Raw genomic sequence first — 15,353 nt, 5'->3', positions numbered from 1 at the left:
CGCTTGGTCCTGGCTGATCAGCGCGCCGCGCGCCAGGCCGCCCATGCCTCTGGCGTATCGAGGTCCAGACGGGCACGATCATCTGAAAATCGCACCAGAACCGTCTGATCTGTAAACGTTTTCATGATTTCGCTGCCGCCAGAATCGCCGGTCAGATGTGCAAATTTCGGACGCAGGCTTGCATCGCACAGGATCGGGTGTCCGGGGAGACCTTCTGCGGTCGCCCCGCGCCAGGTCAAGGCGTCCGGTCGGGTGTTGCGGGCGTCGATCAGTGATTGCATGTCAGCACCGGTGATGTCCGGCATGTCCGCCAAGATGATCATGAACGCCGGACAGGCAGGCAGTTGTGCGATTGCGTCGCGCATTGTGCCGGACAGACCATCGGCGGCGTTCGGCGTCTGCAGCACCGTCACGGCAAGCCCATCCAGCGTCGCGCGGCGCGCCTGCGCGTTGTGATGCAGTGCCACATGGACCGGGCCAACGGATGCAGCGCGGCCCACCACGATACGCAAAAGCGGCTCACCGTCGATCAATGCAGTCAGCTTGTCCGCGCCGCGCATCCGCGACGCAGCACCAGCCGCGAGGACAACGATCGGGATATTTTCGATTTTATCCCGGTTTGCCATATCGTTACGGGATGATCCTTGTGTATTTTGTGCCTTCGAGCGTGGCACCGATACGCAGGCCCGATTGGGCAAACAGGATCGCGATCACGGGGGCGAGCGATGTAATCGTCTCGGCGCGCAGCACCTCGCCACGTTCCGGGACGGCATATTCCAGATCACCGCCCGCGGCCCATCCGGCACTGGCACGGAAATCTGCAAGCGCGTTTTGCGTCATGAAAAACAGGACGTGGCTGTATTGCTGCGCACCGATCTGAAAACCGGCGGATGCACTGGCGGCGGAATAGTAATCCACGGTCAAGCCATTGACCTGCAATGCGCCGCGCCCAAAGGATCCACCGATCCCCAGACCGGCCTCGGTCACGACGGGCATAACCAGCCGACCGGCGCAGCGTTGGCTCAGGTCGCGGGTGCCGGGATAAGTATCGTGCATGAATGCCACAGTGCTGGCCACGCGCGCATCAATCGTCGCGGCAGCCCCGTTTCCAACGCCATTTCCGCAGCCCGCTAGCCCGGCGGTGGCCGCAGCCGCACCCGTCAACAGCACGCGCCGTCTGTTCAATATTGTCATCTGAGTTGCCCTTTTACTGCCGATGAGACGTTTTCCGCCTTCTGTCGCACAAGTATAGGCGCATTGTGCAAATCTGTCACACCCTTAATGCAGCCTTAGGCCATATTACGCAGCATCCGGGCGGCGGCTGGGGCAAAATATGTGAGGATACCGTCGCAACCTGCTCTTTTGAATGACAAAAGGCTTTCCATCATGACCTTGTCACCATCCAGCCAACCGTTTTGTGCAGCCGCCTGCAACATCGCGTATTCGCCCGATACCTGATAGGCGAACACCGGGACGCTGAACATCTCCTTGGCGGCACGGCAGATATCGAGATAGGGCATGCCGGGTTTCACCATGATCATGTCCGCACCTTCTGACAGGTCGCGTTCGACAAGGCGCATCGCCTCGTCAGCATTGCCGGGGTCCATCTGATAGGTGTTCTTGTCGCCCGTCAGTGCGGCAGAGGCACCGACCGCGTCTCGGAACGGCCCGTAAAAGGCGCTGGCGTATTTCGCGGTATAGCTGAGGATCGCCACGTTGTGATGACCGTTGGATTCGAGTGCGGCGCGAATGGCCGCGATCCGGCCGTCCATCATGTCGGAGGGCCCAAGGATATCGGCGCCGGCCTCGGCCTGTGCGATGGCCATTTTCACCAGTGCTTCGACGGTCCGGTCATTCACGATCTGGCCGTCCTCGACGAAACCGTCGTGGCCATTGATGTTGTAGGGGTCCAGCGCGATGTCGGTCATGATTGCCATTTCGGGCACCGCGTCCTTGATCGCCCGGATCGTCTGGTTGCTGATGTTGTCCGGCGACCAGGCCAGCGCGCAATCTTCGGTGCGGGCGTCCATGCTGGTGTAGGGAAAAATGCAGATTGCCGGAATCCTCAGGGCATGGGCCTCTTTGGCGGCGGCCACGGCGCGGTCCAGTGTCTTGCGTGTGACACCGGGCATGGAAGGGATCGCCTCTTCGGTGTCGGTGCCGTCCATCACGAAAATCGGCCAGATCAGGTCATCCACGCTTAGCCTGTGTTGCCGCGACAGCCGCCGCAGGGCATCGGTGCTGCGCAGGCGGCGCAGGCGTGTGGCGGGGAAGGGTGCAACGGTGGGTTTCATGGGCGGGCCTTTCTTGTCACACCTGATGGGTCGCACGGAAATGCGATGCTCACAAGTCTGGGCATTCCCCGGCACGGGCCATAGTGTCCGCCCAACAAATGACTGCCAAGCAAGCGAGATCCCGTGAACTGGAATGCGACAATTCTGCAAGTGATCGATTTTCGATCGTTCAGTTCGATCTGGTATTGGGTCGTGCTGGCCCTGATGTGGTCCTCGCTCAGCTATTATGTGATCGGCGTTCCGTATGATCTGGTGCAGCGCGCCAGGCGCAAGCCCGGCCAGGCCCGTGATGATCTGGTCGATGCAACGCGGATCAGCGTCACGCGGCTGTTGTCACTGGCCGGTTCGGCGGGTGTCGCGATGACCGCAGTCATCTGTTTCTTTTTGTCGTCATTGGCGATCCTGGGATTCTATTACTGGATCCAACTGGCGCAGGCGTTGTTTTTCCTGTCCTTTCCACTAACGATCGTCGGGGCCGTCAGCCTGTCCACCGCGAACAAGATTTATGCGTTGGAACCGGAACATGACGCATTGATCAAGATCCTGATGCGCCACCGCCTGTGGGTGCAGATCGTCGGCATGATCTCTATTTTCATCACCGCGATGTTCGGTATGGCGCAGAACCTGATGGTCGTGCGCGCCTTGTGACCTTGACACCGGCGGGGTGCAGCGTAGTTCCGCAACCATGTCAGATACATCGCACATCACCGTCAGCGGCGCACCCGAAGGGTTTGACGCCAGACTGATCCTGTCAGAGCTGGAAAAGTCGGGCCGACCCGTCGTTCATGTCGCGCGCGATGACAAACGATTGGCCGCGATGCAGGCAGCCCTTGCGTTCTTTGCCCCCGATATGCCGGTTTTCACCTTTCCGGCGTGGGATTGCCTGCCCTACGACCGGGTGTCGCCCAACGCCGATATCTCGGCGCAGCGGATGGCGACACTGGCCGGACTGGTGCACGGGATGCCCGACCGGTTCGTGCTGCTGACCACGCTGAATGCGGCGACCCAGCGCGTGCCTGCCCGTGCAACCTTGCGCGAGGCGGCATTCACCGCACGTGTGGGGGCCCGCGTTGACGAAGGCGCGTTGCGCCAGTTCCTGACACGCATGGGTTTCACCCAAAGCCCTACAGTCATGGAGGCGGGCGACTATGCCGTGCGCGGCGGCATCATCGACATCTATCCACCGGGACAATCCGGCCCGATCCGGCTGGATCTGTTCGGTGACGTGCTGGACGGCGCGCGACGGTTTGACCCGATCACGCAGCGCACCACCGAAAAACTGTCCGAGATCGAACTGGCCCCGGTGTCAGAGGTCATTCTGGACGAGGCCGCGATCACGCGGTTCCGGCAGAACTATCGTATCGAATTCGGCGCGGCGGGCACGGATGACCCGCTGTACGAGGCGGTCAGCGCCGGGCGCAAACATCAAGGCGTGGAACACTGGCTTGCGTTTTTTCAGGACGATCTGGAAACGCTGTTCGATTATCTGCCGGGTGTGACGGTCACGCTGGACGATCAGACCAGCGCGCAGCGCATTGCGCGCTGGGACAGTATCGCGGATCAGTACGAAACCCGGATGCACGCGCTGAAACAAAAGGGCCGGATGGATTCGGTCTATAAACCTGCACCGCCGCAGGGATTGTATCTGGATGATGCGGCCTGGGATGCGGCGCTGGCCGCGCGGCGGGTGTTGCAATTCAACCCCAACCCCCAGGCCACTGGTGTGGGCGTCATCAATGCGGGCGGGCGCCCGGGTCGCAATTTCGCGCCGGAACGCCAGCAGGAAAACCTGAGCCTTTTCGGTGCTTTGGCCGGTCATGTCAGGGCAAAGGTGGCCGAGGGTCCGGTCGTCATCGCCAGCTATTCCGAAGGTGCGCGTGAACGCCTGACCGGGCTGATCGAGGATGAGGGGATCGGCGAGGTGATCCCGGTCAGCGATTTCACCCGTGTCGGAAAATCCGGCGTGCATCTTGCGGTCTGGGCGCTGGATGCAGGGTTCGAGGCACCGGGCATCACGGTGATTTCCGAGCAGGATGTGCTGGGTGATCGGCTGATCCGCCAGACCAAGCGCAAGCGCCGCGCCGATAATTTCCTGACCGAGGCCAATGCGCTGGCCCCCGGTGATCTGGTGGTCCATGTCGATCACGGTGTAGGGCGGTTCATCGGGCTGGAGGTCGTCACCGCACTGGGGGCGGCGCACGAATGTCTGACGCTGGAATATGCCGAAAATTCAAAACTGTATCTTCCGGTCGAGAATATCGAACTGCTGTCGAAATACGGCCATGACGAAGGTCTGCTGGACAAGTTGGGCGGCGGCGCCTGGCAGGCGAAGAAGGCCCGCCTGAAGGAGCGCATCCGCCAGATTGCGGAACGTCTGATCCGGGTCGCGGCCGAACGCGCGCTTCGCACGGCACCCGTATTGGAACCGACGGACGGGCTGTGGGACCAGTTCCTCGCGCGTTTTCCCTATGCGGAAACCGATGATCAGCTGTCGGCAATCGACGATGTGCTGACGGACCTAGAGGCGGGCACGCCGATGGATCGTCTGATCTGCGGCGACGTCGGGTTCGGCAAGACCGAGGTCGCGATCCGTGCGGCATTCGTCGCGGCGTTGTCGGGGGTGCAGGTCGCGATCATTGCGCCGACAACCCTGCTTGCACGTCAGCATTATCAAAGCTTTGCCGAGCGTTTCCGGGGTTTTCCGGTCAACGTGCGGCCCCTGTCACGGTTCGTCAGCGCAGGCGACGCCGCCAAGACCCGTGCGGGCATCGCCGACGGATCGGTAGATATCGTCGTTGGCACCCATGCGCTGCTGGCTAAGTCGGTCAAATTCCGCAACCTCGGCCTGCTTGTCATTGATGAGGAACAGAAATTCGGTGTTCAGCACAAGGAACGGCTGAAATCGTTGCGCACGGATGTGCATGTGTTGACGCTGACGGCCACGCCGATTCCGCGCACGCTGCAACTGTCGCTGTCTGGCGTGCGCGATCTGTCGATCATCGGCACACCGCCGATCGACCGTCTTGCGATCCGCACCTATGTGTCAGAGTTCGACACGATCACCATCCGCGAGGCGCTGCTGCGTGAACACTACCGCGGCGGGCAGTCGTTCTTTGTGGTGCCGCGCATTTCGGACATGGCCGAAATGGAGGACTGGCTGAAACGCGAGGTGCCGGAGGTCAGCTATGTCACCGCGACGGGCCAGATGGCAGCGGGCGAACTCGACGACCGGATGAACGCGTTCTACGATGGCAAATACGATGTGCTGATGGCGACCACGATCGTGGAATCCGGCCTGGATATCCCCACGGCCAATACGATGATCGTCTGGCGGTCGGATATGTTCGGCCTGTCGCAGCTCTATCAGATCAGGGGGCGTGTGGGTCGGTCCAAGACCCGCGCCTATGCCTATCTGACGACGAAGCCCCGTCAGAAACTGACCGATACGGCCCAGAAACGGCTGCGGGTGCTGGCCAGCCTCGACAGTCTGGGGGCCGGGTTCACGCTGGCCTCGCAGGATCTGGACATCCGCGGCGCGGGCAACCTGCTGGGCGAGGAACAGTCAGGCCAGATGCGCGAGGTCGGCTACGAGCTGTACCAGCAGATGCTGGAGGACCAGATCAATGCGATCAAGTCGGGTCAGGCCGAAGGATTGCAGGATGATGGCGAATGGTCGCCGCAACTGAACCTGGGCCTGCCGGTGCTGATACCAGAGGATTATGTCCCCGATCTGGATGTGCGTCTGGGCCTGTACCGTCGTCTGTCTGACCTGACGACCAAGGTCGAACTCGAAGGGTTTGCAGCCGAACTGATCGACCGGTTCGGGCCGCTGCCCAAGGAGGTCAACACCTTGCTGTTGGTCGTGCGGATCAAGGGCATGTGCAAGAAGGCCGGGATCGCGTCAATGGATGCAGGTCCCAAGGGTGCCACGATCAGGTTCCACAACGACAAATTCGCCAATCCCGCCGGGCTTGTCGAATTCATCGGCGACTACAAGGGGCAGGCCAAGGTCAAGGACAACAAGATCGTGGTCATGCAGGACTGGTCCAAGGAAAAGACCAAGGTGCAGGGTGCGTTCAATATCGCACGCGATCTGGCGGCCAAGCTGGCCAAGGTGGCGCAGGCCAAGTCCTGAAGCGGGGCGGATGCCGTCAGGCGTCCGTCGCGATGGCCTGTTGCAGGTCGGTGATGATCTGTACCCAGGTGTCGACAGGCTGGGCGCCGGGAACCGCGTGCTGATTGGCCACGATGAACGTCGGCACGGCGCTGACCCCCATTTCGCGGCTATGCGCGTCACGCTTGCGAATGTCGTCTGTGTCGGCGTCTGACGCCAAGAGCTTGCCCACCACGCTGGCGTCCATCTCGGCGGTATCCGCGATGTCGGTCAGCACCTCGTGATCGCCGATATCGCGGCCATCCATGAAATAGGCCTTGAACAACAGGTCCACCACAAAGGTCTGACGCTGTTCGATGCCCGCCCAATGGATCAGGCGGTGGGCATCCAGCGTATTTGGGGTGCGGGTCATGGCGTCGAAATTGATCGTCAGACCAGCTTTTTGCGCGTGTTCGACGATGGGGGCGTAGGCCTTGACCGCGCCCTCCTTGCCGCCGAATTTCGTTTCCAGATAGGTGCGGCGGTCCATGCCTACCGCAGGCATGTCCGGGTTCAACTGGAACGGATGCCACTCCAGTACAAGGGGGTGATCCGGGACCTGCGCCAACGCTGCAAACAGATTTGCCTTGCCGATGTAGCACCACGGGCAAATCGGATCTGACATGATATCAAGCTTGATCATGGCGGGTCTCCCAGTCTGGGCGCGAATGGCACCGTGAATTCTGTATGCGCGGACGCCTGCACGGTCTAGCAGGTCTGACGCAACATAAAAGACCGCAGCCCCCGGTTTGGGATGTGCGGCGATGGTTGATGCGGTGAAATCTGGGGGTGCGGATCGATCCTGCACAGGGGCCATCCACAAGATACGTCAGGGCCGGAACATATCCGGCCCCGCGTTGTCGATCAGGTGCGGCCGACGGGGGTCGCATTGGCGTTTTCAGCGCCGAATTTCGCGTCGTCGGACAGCGTGTCTTCGCCTGCGGGGACGTTTTCCGCGCTGGACATGATCTGCGCGTTGTCATTTTGCGCGTCCATGGTGACATCGATCGGCTCTCCGCCCATCAGCCAGTCGGCCAGTTCCATCTGGGCTGCGACGCGGTCCTCGCCCTTGGATTTGGACAGATAGTCGATAAAGGCATCCTGGTCGCCGTCAAGGCTTTGGACCTCTGCCTCGTTCAGGCCGGGCCACTGCGTCAGAATGCGGGGGATGTATGCGGTCCAGTTATCGGAAACGTCTCTCCATTGCATGTGAAAACTCCTTGAATTGTGTCGTTACGGGACCAACCGTCGGCGGACGTTTCAGTTCCGTTCCGTTCGCGCAAAGCGTGGACAGAACGATCCGGTCACTGCGGTCCGGCGTGGTGCGTCACCAAAAGGATCATCGCGTCGGCCGGGTGAAACCCGGCAAACGCGGCGGTCGTGGGTGACAGCCGGTACGTTGAGCTGGTCAATGAACGGCACGCATAGGCCGCATGGATCACAAGTGCAACCGCAACCCGCCATCTGCACGCAGCTGTGTCCCGGTGGATCCGCGGCCCGGGGTCAGATCACGATGTCGGCCGCCCCAAGTGCCACTTGCCCTGCGCCGATGGCGGTGTTGCCGACGATGCGTGCCGGTGTGCATGCGTTGGCGGCCACGACCGCCAGCAACAACAAGGTGCGCAGCTTCATTCCGCCGCGTTCCACCACCAGACGTCAGGCTGCCAGCCGGGCCAGTCGCCAAAGATCGGCAGCGTTTCGGGATAGCTCAACTCCTTGGCATGGGCGATCCGGCTGATGTTCCACTGGTAGATCGGGATCACGTAGCGCCCGCTGGTCAGGATGCGGTCCAGCGCCTTGACCGATGCGACAAAGTCATCCTGAGATTCAGAGGTGAGCAGGTTGCCGATCATGGTATCGACGGCATCGGATTTGATGCCCATCAGGTTGCGCGTGCCCGGTTCGTCGGCTGTCGCCTGACCGAAATAGAAATACTGTTCGTTCCCGGGCGAAAGTGACAGGCCGACACGGTAGTAGGTCATGTCGAAATCAAGCGCGTCGGTCCGTTCTTTGTACTGGGCGCCGTCAACCACGCTGATCGTCGGCGTGATCCCGATGCGTCCCAGCGACTGGGTGTACATGTCGATGATGGCCTGATTTTCGGAAGCACCGGTTTCCAGCAGGATTTCAAAGCTGAACGGATTGCCGTCCGCGTCCGACATCACACCGTTCTGGATGGTATAGCCTGCGGCCTCCATCTGGGCCAATGCGGCTGCGGTGCCTGCGCGGTTGCGTTCGGTTCCGTCCGACACGGGCAGGGTATAGCCGTCCAGCGCGCCGGGCAGCAGGTCGTCTGCGAAAGGTGCAAGCAATTCGGCCACGCGACCGGTTGCCGGACCGTCAGCCATGCCCAGCGGTGAATTCGACCAATACGAGGTGATGCGCGGCTGCGCGCTGCCGGTCATGGTTTCATTGATGAATTCGAAATTGAACGCGTGCAGCAAGGCGTCGCGCACGCGCCAGTCCGCAAACTGCGGTTGGCGGCTGTTCATCACGAAACCGGTCATGCCGGAAGGACGTGCATGCGGCAAGATGGATTTGACCACATCGCCCGCTTGTGCTGCCGGGAAATCATACTGACTGTCCCAACGGGCGACGTTGAATTCGCGGTTGGAATTGACCTCTCCGGTCTTGAACGCCTCGAATGCGGCGGTTTCATCGCCAAAGAATTCCAGCCGGATTTCATCGAGATTATGCAATCCCGCCTCGGTCGCCAGCACATCGGCACCCCAGTAATCCGGGTTGCGTTTGAACGAGACGAAACGGCCAACCTCGAAATCGTCGATCACGTAGGGACCGGAGGTGATTGGCACGATATCGATACCGGATTCAGCGAAATCCACACCGTCCCATTGCGCCTTTTTCAGGATGGGACGCATGCCGGCCAGCAGGGCAAGTTCGCGATCCTCGGTGTTGAAGGTGAACCGGATCGTGCCGGGCGATACTTCTTCCAGGCTTGCGACCTTTTCCCAGAACCCCCGGTAGCGACCGTGGCCTTGGGTGCCGAGGATTTCAAACGACCAGATCACGTCTTCGACCGTGACCGGGCTGCCGTCCGAAAACATGGCGGCGGGGTTTAGGGTAAATTCGACCCATGAACGATCATCGGCGGTCTGGACACCCGACGCAAGCTGACCGTAGAGGGTGAAGGGCTCGTCCAGACTGCGGACCATCAGGCTTTCACCAATGATATAACGCAGTTGCCAAGGCACCGATCCCTTTTGGATATAGGGATTCAGGCTGTCAAAGGTGCCGACCTCTGCCGTGACGATCCGGCCACCCGTCGGTGCATCCGGGTTTGCATAGGGAAAATGTGTGAAATCGGCGGGCAGGGCGGGTTCACCATACATCGCAATGCCGTGTCCGTCGGCCATAGCCCCAGTCGCGGCCCAGGCGAGTGCCAGTGCGGTGGTTGCTGAAAATAGTCTGCTCATGCTGGTTGTCCCCTGCGAAACCTATTGTTGCAGATATTGCTAAAGAGGGTTTCCAGCTAATTCAAACTTTTAGCTTCCACCCCGGCGCAGAATCTCCTATACAGAGGTCACTGCTCGATAGGTTTCTTGCCTGTATGAAACCTGCCTCAATAACTACACCCCGGCTTCGGCCGGGGTTTTTTTTGGTTTGAGGCAGCTGTTGCGAGGGGTTTAGCGGGTGACGAATCATCCGGCAACCCGATGATTCGGCCTTTTTGCAAAAGTCTTTGAGGGTGAGTCGCAAAAGACTCACTTTACGGTTCGGCATCGCGGACTTGGTTCTGTTGCCTGAGCGCATTATCTTTGCTGCAACTGCAAAATGGATGAGGGAATCACCATGAATAGGCCATTGACCGGCAAGACTGCCGTCGTGACGGGATCGAATTCCGGGATCGGGCTTGGCGTCGCGCGCAGCCTGGCAGAGGCAGGGGCAGCAGTGGTGCTGAATTCCTACACGGATAACGCCGAGGATCACCAGTTGGCCGCCGATATGGCAGCCGAATTTGATACGACCGTGCGCTACATCAGCGCCGACATGAGCAAGCCGGACGCCTGCCGCGATCTGATCGCGCAGGCGGGTGAATGCGATATTCTGGTCAACAACGCGGGCATTCAGCATGTCGATCCGATCGAGGATTTCCCGACTGCGAAATGGGACGCGATCATCGCCATCAACATGTCCAGCGCGTTTCATACCACGGCGGCGGCGCTGCCGATGATGCGCAAGGCAGGGTGGGGACGGGTGGTGAATATCGCCAGCGCCCACGGTCTGACCGCATCGCCCTACAAATCAGCCTATGTCGCGGCAAAACACGGCATCGTCGGTCTGACCAAGGTGACGGCCCTGGAAACCGCCAAAGAGGACATCACCGCCAACGCGATCTGTCCGGGCTACGTGCTGACCCCGCTGGTCGAGGCACAGATCCCCGACACGGCCAAGAAATACGACATGACCGAGGACGAAGCCAAGGAGAAGGTCATTCTGGACCGTCAGCCGTCCAAGGAATTTGCCACGGTCGAACAGATCGGTGGCACCACCGTTTTCCTGTGTTCGGACCATGCCGCACAGATCACCGGCACGACCATCAGCGTGGATGGCGGCTGGACGGCACTGTGAGGCGGATCAACCTCGCGCTGCAGGGCGGTGGCGCGCATGGCGCGTTCACCTGGGGTGTCCTCGACCGCATCCTGGACGAGGACGACATTGAGGTGGCGGCCATTACCGGCACCTCGGCCGGGGCGCTGAACGGTGCTGCGTTCAAGGCTGGTATGGTTCAGGGTGGGCGCGATGCGGCGCGCGCCAATCTGGATTGGTTCTGGGAACAGGTTGGTGCGGTCAATGCACCTGATGCGCAGGCCTGGTTGCAGGCATTGGGTCCGGCGGCCGGGGTGATTGCGGCCACGACTGCGATATCACCCGCCTACATGGCCTTTGACGCCATGGCACGCATGACCTCGCCCTACCTCTACGGTGATATCTTTGCCAATCCGCTGGCGCGGATTGTTCGCGACATGCGGTTCGACGATATCTGCAGCGACAGGGGGCCCGCGCTGTACGTGGGGGCCACCAACGTCCGCACCGGCAAGATCCGTGTTTTCAGCGCGGCAGAGCTGACACCAGAGGCGCTGATGGCCTCGGCCTGTCTGCCCACACTGTTCAAGGCGGTCGAGATTCACGATCCGAAAACCGGCCGGGTCGAGGCCTATTGGGATGGCGGCTATACTGGCAACCCGGCGCTGTTTCCGCTGTATCAGCCCACATTGCCCGATGACATCGTGATCGTGAACATCAACCCGCTGGTGCGGGGAGACGTGCCAAAGACCGCCGAGGCGATCAGCAACCGGATCAACGAAATCGGGTTCAACACATCGTTGTTGGGTGAATTGCGGGCCGTGGCCTTTGTGCAGCGGCTGCTGGCACAGGGCGCGTTGCAACGTGGCACGATGAAGGCCGCGAATATCCACATGATCGAGGATGATGCGCTGATGAACAATCTGAACGTGGCGACCAAGACGATCCCGCAACCAATCATCCTTGCCCGGCTCAAGGCGGCGGGACGGGCGGCGGCGGATGCGTTCCTCGCCGATCACAAGGACGATCTGAACCAGCGCAGCACCGTCGATCTGGAAGCGATGTTCAACTGATCAGCTTGATCGCCAAGGCCCACATCACAAGGCCGATCAACGCATCCAGGATACGCCAGGCGCGCGCGGACTGCATCACGGGACGCAGGAAACGGGCCCCGTATCCAAGCGAAAAGAAAAACACATAAGAGGCCAGAACCGCACCGGCACCGAATGCGGCCTTGTCCACGGAGGCGGGGTAATTGGTGGAATAGGCCCCGACCAGGCCCAGCGTATCCAGATAGACGTGGGGATTGAGCCAGGTAAAGGCGGCAGCGGTTGCCAGCGTGGGCCAAAGCGCCAATGTCCGGCCTGACAGCACCATTTCGTAGTCGCCACGCCATGCCGCGATGAACCGCGTCAGACCGTAGACAAACAGAAATGCCGCTCCGGCCAGCGCCATGACTTGGGGCAATGCGGGCCAGGCTTCGGTGATGGCGGCAAATCCCAACACGCCTGCGCTGATCAGGATCGCGTCCGAGGTCGCGCACAGCAGGCACAGCCAGAGCACATGCGCGCGCGCCAGACCCTGACGCAACACGAATGCGTTCTGTGCGCCGATGGCGAGGATCAGCGAAAACCCGGTGGCAAAGCCGGTCAGCGCGGCTGCAATCACGCTTCGGGTGCCTGTTTGACCGGCGGGTCCTGCGGATAGACCAGACCGGCCGAAATCACGAGCTTGGCCGCGGCCTCGACGCTCATGTCCAGCACGATGATGTCGCGGCGCGGCAGGAACAGCAGGAAACCCGAGGTGGGGTTCGGGGTGGTCGGCAAAAAGACGGTGATGATATCCTCACCGGGCAGTTTCGTTTGCACCTCGCCCTTGGCGTCGGTCGAAACAAAGGCGACGGCCCAGATGCCCTTGCGCGGGTATTCAATGAGACAGGCCTGATCGAACGATGTGTCGCGCTGGGAAAACACGGTTTCCGCGATCTGTTTTGCACCGTTGTAGACGGACCGGATGACAGGCATCCGGTCGACCAGCCGTTCGGCGATGCGCAGCACGCTGCGGCCCAGGAATCCCTTGCCCAGCCAGCCGATGATGACGGTGAACACAAGAAAGATCACGACGCCCACGCCGCGCACGTCCATCGTGATCGGCGGCCCGTCCGGCGATCCGAACCAACGGTTCAGCAGCGCGTTGGGTTGATACTGGTCGGGCACGAACGGCCAGACCCAGCCGTCGATCAGACCCACCACGGAATAGATCAGCCACAGCGTCAACGCGATGGGGGCGATGATCACCAGACCTGCGATGAAATTGCTGCGCAGCCGACCAATGATCCCCGGTCTGCGGGGTGGCTGGATCAGTGGATCGGTGTCGAGGGGCATGGTCCGCCTTCCGCATATGGGGATACGCTACACTTATGCCGCACCCTGTTGCTGCACAAGCGACACAAACCATCGCTGCGCGATTGCCCATCCTGGTGAACAATCGCGCAGCAGACTGCTTGCGGGCTTGGCAGTGATCAGACGAGATGGGCCGCGATGGCGGCGGCAAGACGCGCGTTGTTGCGCACCAGCGCGATATTCGCATCCAGTGATTTACCGTCTGTCAGTTCAAAGATGCGACCCAGCAGAAAAGGCGTCACGCCCTTGGCGGCGATGCCTTCAGCATGTGCGTCGGCCAGCGCCTGCGCAATGATCGGTGCCAGTGTCTCTGCGGGAATTTCGGCCTCTGCGGGGATCGGGTTGCAGACCAGCTGGCCGCCGGGCAGGCCCATGCGGTTGCGCACCACCTGCGCTGTGGCGATTTCGCGCGCGCTGTCCATGCGCAAGGGCGCCACCATGTCGGACGTGGCCGACCAGAAGGCGGGCAGGTGGTCCTGACCGTAGGCAATGACCGGAACGCCCAGCGTTTCCAGCACCTCGAATGTCGCGGGCAGATCGAGAATCGCCTTGGCCCCGGCAGCCACGACCGTGACGGGGGTCTGCGCCAATTCCTGAAGGTCGGCAGAAATGTCCAGCGAGGTTTCCCAGCCGCGATGCACGCCACCGATACCGCCTGTGGCGAACACCGCGATCCCCGCCAGATGCGCCGCGATCATGGTGGCTGCCACCGTCGTGGCCCCGGTGCCACCCAGTGCGATGCAGACGGGCAGGTCGGCGCGGGACAGTTTTGCGACACCTTCGGCCTGACCCAGCTGGTCCAGTTCCGCATCCTCGAGCCCGATGTGCAATGTGCCGTCAAGCACCGCGATGGTCGCGGGTGTGGCGCCTGCGTCGCGCACGTCCTGTTCGACCAGACGCGCGGTTTCGACGTTCTGCGGAAACGGCATCCCGTGCGTGATGATCGTGCTTTCAAGGGCGACCAGCGGTGTGCCGGCCTCCAGTGCGGCGGCGACCTCGGCGGAATAGGCCATGGGGATGGGGGATGTCATAGGGGGGTGTCTCCGGAAACGTAGGTTGCCGCGGCCTGAAGCGCGCGGGCAAGTGAGGCAGGGCGGTCAAGGCCCTGCCGTTCGGACGCGATATGCGCGGCCATGAAGGTGTCGCCAGCGCCCGTCACGCGGGTGACGAGGACGGGTGGCGGGGCTGCGGTGATGACATCTCCGCCCAGCGCCTCTGATGCGGCATCGCCGCCGTCGGTGACCAGCACACGGTGCGCGCCACGGGCGATCAGGGCGCGGGCGGCGGCTGCGCTGTCGTCAAATGCGGTCTGGCACAGCAGCCCCGCCTCTTCGAGGTTGACATAAAGCGTGGCGGACGGATGTCCGATCAGGGCCAGCAGGCGTTCCGCCTTGCCCGGCGAGGCAGGGGCCACACGCAGGTCAGCAGCAGCGAACAGCGGTGATGTGGCGATGGTGCGCAACAATTCTTCGGTCAGGTTGCCGTCCAGTGCGATGGACCCGGCAAAGGGCGCATCTGCACGGCCCAGCCTGCCGTCAGCGAGTGGGCGCAGGATCTTGTCCCCCGCAGCCTCGAGCGAATGGGCATCGGCAATGGCGGCGATCAGGCCGTTGGCGGCCTCGATCGCCATGTAGATGTCGGTGGGCAGGTCGTCCGACCGGTAGAGGTGATCGCAGATCAATCCCAGCGATTGCGCCTCGTCGATCAGGGCGTTGCCCTGTGCATCACGTCCGACCACCGACAACAGGGCTGGTTGCAGGCCAAAGCGTTTCAGCGTCATCGCGATATTCATGGCGACGCCACCGGGGATGCGGCTGATGCGGCCGGGCACATCGGACCCGGCGCGCATGTGGCTGGCGGTGCGACCGATCACGTCCCACAGGACGGAACCGATGCACAGGATGTCAGGTGTCTGTGTCATGTCCCGCTTGTGGCGCGGGTCGCAGACATGCGCAAGCC

Annotated in this window: 15 protein-coding genes; 4 read left to right on the top strand and 11 right to left on the bottom strand. The window is 61.7% G+C overall.

The features are described from left to right. Positions 1-17: 17 nt before the first annotated feature. The 3 genes from LGQ03_RS02335 to hemB form a co-directional block, all read right to left on the bottom strand. The gene (locus tag LGQ03_RS02335) at positions 18-626 is read right to left on the bottom strand and encodes a nucleotidyltransferase family protein (protein ID WP_226747077.1); all 609 of its coding nucleotides are present in this window, start codon (positions 624-626) and stop codon (positions 18-20) included. A gap of 4 nt (positions 627-630) precedes the next feature. Continuing rightward, the gene (locus LGQ03_RS02330; protein ID WP_226747076.1) at positions 631-1,194 is read right to left on the bottom strand and encodes a lipid-binding SYLF domain-containing protein; all 564 of its coding nucleotides are present in this window, start codon (positions 1,192-1,194) and stop codon (positions 631-633) included. Between the two features lie 95 nt (positions 1,195-1,289). Further along, positions 1,290-2,294 (bottom strand): porphobilinogen synthase, encoded by a 1,005-nt coding sequence (gene hemB, locus LGQ03_RS02325; protein ID WP_226747075.1) that lies wholly within the window; start codon positions 2,292-2,294, stop codon positions 1,290-1,292. A gap of 150 nt (positions 2,295-2,444) precedes the next feature. On the opposite strand from hemB, the gene LGQ03_RS02320 reads away from it, so the two are divergent. Both LGQ03_RS02320 and mfd read left to right on the top strand, forming a co-directional pair. After that, complete coding sequence (locus tag LGQ03_RS02320) at positions 2,445-2,942, top strand: component of SufBCD complex (protein ID WP_226747074.1); 498 nt, start codon at positions 2,445-2,447, stop codon at positions 2,940-2,942. A gap of 37 nt (positions 2,943-2,979) precedes the next feature. Continuing rightward, on the top strand, positions 2,980-6,429 hold the full coding sequence (gene mfd, locus LGQ03_RS02315; RefSeq protein WP_090159482.1) for a transcription-repair coupling factor: 3,450 nt from the start codon (positions 2,980-2,982) through the stop codon (positions 6,427-6,429). Between the two features lie 16 nt (positions 6,430-6,445). Here mfd and LGQ03_RS02310 read toward each other — a convergent pair whose 3' ends face one another. The 4 genes from LGQ03_RS02310 to LGQ03_RS02300 form a co-directional block, all read right to left on the bottom strand. Continuing rightward, positions 6,446-7,090, bottom strand: coding sequence for a DsbA family oxidoreductase (locus tag LGQ03_RS02310; RefSeq protein ID WP_226747073.1), 645 nt, complete (start codon positions 7,088-7,090; stop codon positions 6,446-6,448). A gap of 221 nt (positions 7,091-7,311) precedes the next feature. After that, positions 7,312-7,656: a hypothetical protein gene (locus LGQ03_RS02305; protein ID WP_090159480.1), complete on the bottom strand. Its 345-nt coding sequence runs from the start codon at positions 7,654-7,656 to the stop codon at positions 7,312-7,314. Positions 7,657-7,950: 294 nt separating this feature from the next. Continuing rightward, positions 7,951-8,079, bottom strand: coding sequence for a hypothetical protein (locus LGQ03_RS16620; protein WP_264194459.1), 129 nt, complete (start codon positions 8,077-8,079; stop codon positions 7,951-7,953). Beyond that, on the bottom strand, positions 8,076-9,881 hold the full coding sequence (locus LGQ03_RS02300) for an extracellular solute-binding protein (RefSeq protein ID WP_404807326.1): 1,806 nt from the start codon (positions 9,879-9,881) through the stop codon (positions 8,076-8,078). The genes LGQ03_RS16620 and LGQ03_RS02300 overlap by 4 nt, the downstream gene beginning before the upstream one ends. A gap of 376 nt (positions 9,882-10,257) precedes the next feature. On the opposite strand from LGQ03_RS02300, the gene LGQ03_RS02295 reads away from it, so the two are divergent. Together LGQ03_RS02295 and LGQ03_RS02290 are read left to right on the top strand one after the other, a co-directional pair. Then, positions 10,258-11,037 (top strand): 3-hydroxybutyrate dehydrogenase, encoded by a 780-nt coding sequence (locus LGQ03_RS02295; RefSeq protein WP_226747072.1) that lies wholly within the window; start codon positions 10,258-10,260, stop codon positions 11,035-11,037. Beyond that, positions 11,034-12,065: a patatin-like phospholipase family protein gene (locus LGQ03_RS02290; RefSeq protein WP_226747071.1), complete on the top strand. Its 1,032-nt coding sequence runs from the start codon at positions 11,034-11,036 to the stop codon at positions 12,063-12,065. Before LGQ03_RS02295 ends, LGQ03_RS02290 begins: the two co-directional genes overlap by 4 nt. Here LGQ03_RS02290 and LGQ03_RS02285 read toward each other — a convergent pair. The 4 genes from LGQ03_RS02285 to LGQ03_RS02270 all read right to left on the bottom strand — a co-directional run bounded on the left by LGQ03_RS02285 (position 12,058) and on the right by LGQ03_RS02270 (position 15,315). Next, a complete protein-coding gene (locus tag LGQ03_RS02285; RefSeq protein ID WP_226747070.1) occupies positions 12,058-12,660 on the bottom strand; it encodes a LysE/ArgO family amino acid transporter in 603 nt (200 codons plus the stop codon). The two genes, LGQ03_RS02290 and LGQ03_RS02285, sit on opposite strands and share 8 nt — an antisense overlap. Beyond that, positions 12,657-13,376 (bottom strand): DUF502 domain-containing protein, encoded by a 720-nt coding sequence (locus tag LGQ03_RS02280; protein WP_226747069.1) that lies wholly within the window; start codon positions 13,374-13,376, stop codon positions 12,657-12,659. Before LGQ03_RS02280 ends, LGQ03_RS02285 begins: the two co-directional genes overlap by 4 nt. A gap of 137 nt (positions 13,377-13,513) precedes the next feature. Beyond that, positions 13,514-14,425, bottom strand: coding sequence for a pseudouridine-5'-phosphate glycosidase (locus LGQ03_RS02275; protein WP_226747068.1), 912 nt, complete (start codon positions 14,423-14,425; stop codon positions 13,514-13,516). Then, positions 14,422-15,315, bottom strand: a complete 894-nt coding sequence (locus LGQ03_RS02270) for a PfkB family carbohydrate kinase (RefSeq protein WP_226747067.1) — start codon at positions 15,313-15,315, stop codon at positions 14,422-14,424. The genes LGQ03_RS02275 and LGQ03_RS02270 overlap by 4 nt, the downstream gene beginning before the upstream one ends. Positions 15,316-15,353: the final 38 nt, after the last annotated feature.

This window comes from Loktanella gaetbuli (genome assembly GCF_020531945.1).
In the GTDB taxonomy this organism is placed as follows: domain Bacteria; phylum Pseudomonadota; class Alphaproteobacteria; order Rhodobacterales; family Rhodobacteraceae; genus Loktanella; species Loktanella gaetbuli.
The sequence above is the reverse complement of the archived record's forward strand: the minus strand, read 5'-3'. Positions and strand labels throughout refer to the sequence as shown.

Bases quoted from the DNA above. Each gene is read 5' to 3' on its own strand.
- LGQ03_RS02300 (WP_404807326.1), bottom strand. From the start codon at position 9,881: ATGAGCAGACTATTTTCAGCAACCACCGCACTGGCACTCGCCTGGGCC.
- LGQ03_RS02270 (WP_226747067.1), bottom strand. From the start codon at position 15,315: ATGACACAGACACCTGACATCCTGTGCATCGGTTCCGTCCTGTGGGAC.
- LGQ03_RS02330 (WP_226747076.1), bottom strand. From the start codon at position 1,194: ATGACAATATTGAACAGACGGCGCGTGCTGTTGACGGGTGCGGCTGCG.
- LGQ03_RS02280 (WP_226747069.1), bottom strand. From the start codon at position 13,376: ATGCCCCTCGACACCGATCCACTGATCCAGCCACCCCGCAGACCGGGG.
- LGQ03_RS02295 (WP_226747072.1), top strand. From the start codon at position 10,258: ATGAATAGGCCATTGACCGGCAAGACTGCCGTCGTGACGGGATCGAAT.
- mfd (WP_090159482.1), top strand. From the start codon at position 2,980: ATGTCAGATACATCGCACATCACCGTCAGCGGCGCACCCGAAGGGTTT.
- LGQ03_RS02335 (WP_226747077.1), bottom strand. From the start codon at position 626: ATGGCAAACCGGGATAAAATCGAAAATATCCCGATCGTTGTCCTCGCG.
- LGQ03_RS16620 (WP_264194459.1), bottom strand. From the start codon at position 8,079: ATGAAGCTGCGCACCTTGTTGTTGCTGGCGGTCGTGGCCGCCAACGCA.
- LGQ03_RS02305 (WP_090159480.1), bottom strand. From the start codon at position 7,656: ATGCAATGGAGAGACGTTTCCGATAACTGGACCGCATACATCCCCCGC.
- LGQ03_RS02275 (WP_226747068.1), bottom strand. From the start codon at position 14,425: ATGACATCCCCCATCCCCATGGCCTATTCCGCCGAGGTCGCCGCCGCA.
- LGQ03_RS02310 (WP_226747073.1), bottom strand. From the start codon at position 7,090: ATGATCAAGCTTGATATCATGTCAGATCCGATTTGCCCGTGGTGCTAC.
- hemB (WP_226747075.1), bottom strand. From the start codon at position 2,294: ATGAAACCCACCGTTGCACCCTTCCCCGCCACACGCCTGCGCCGCCTG.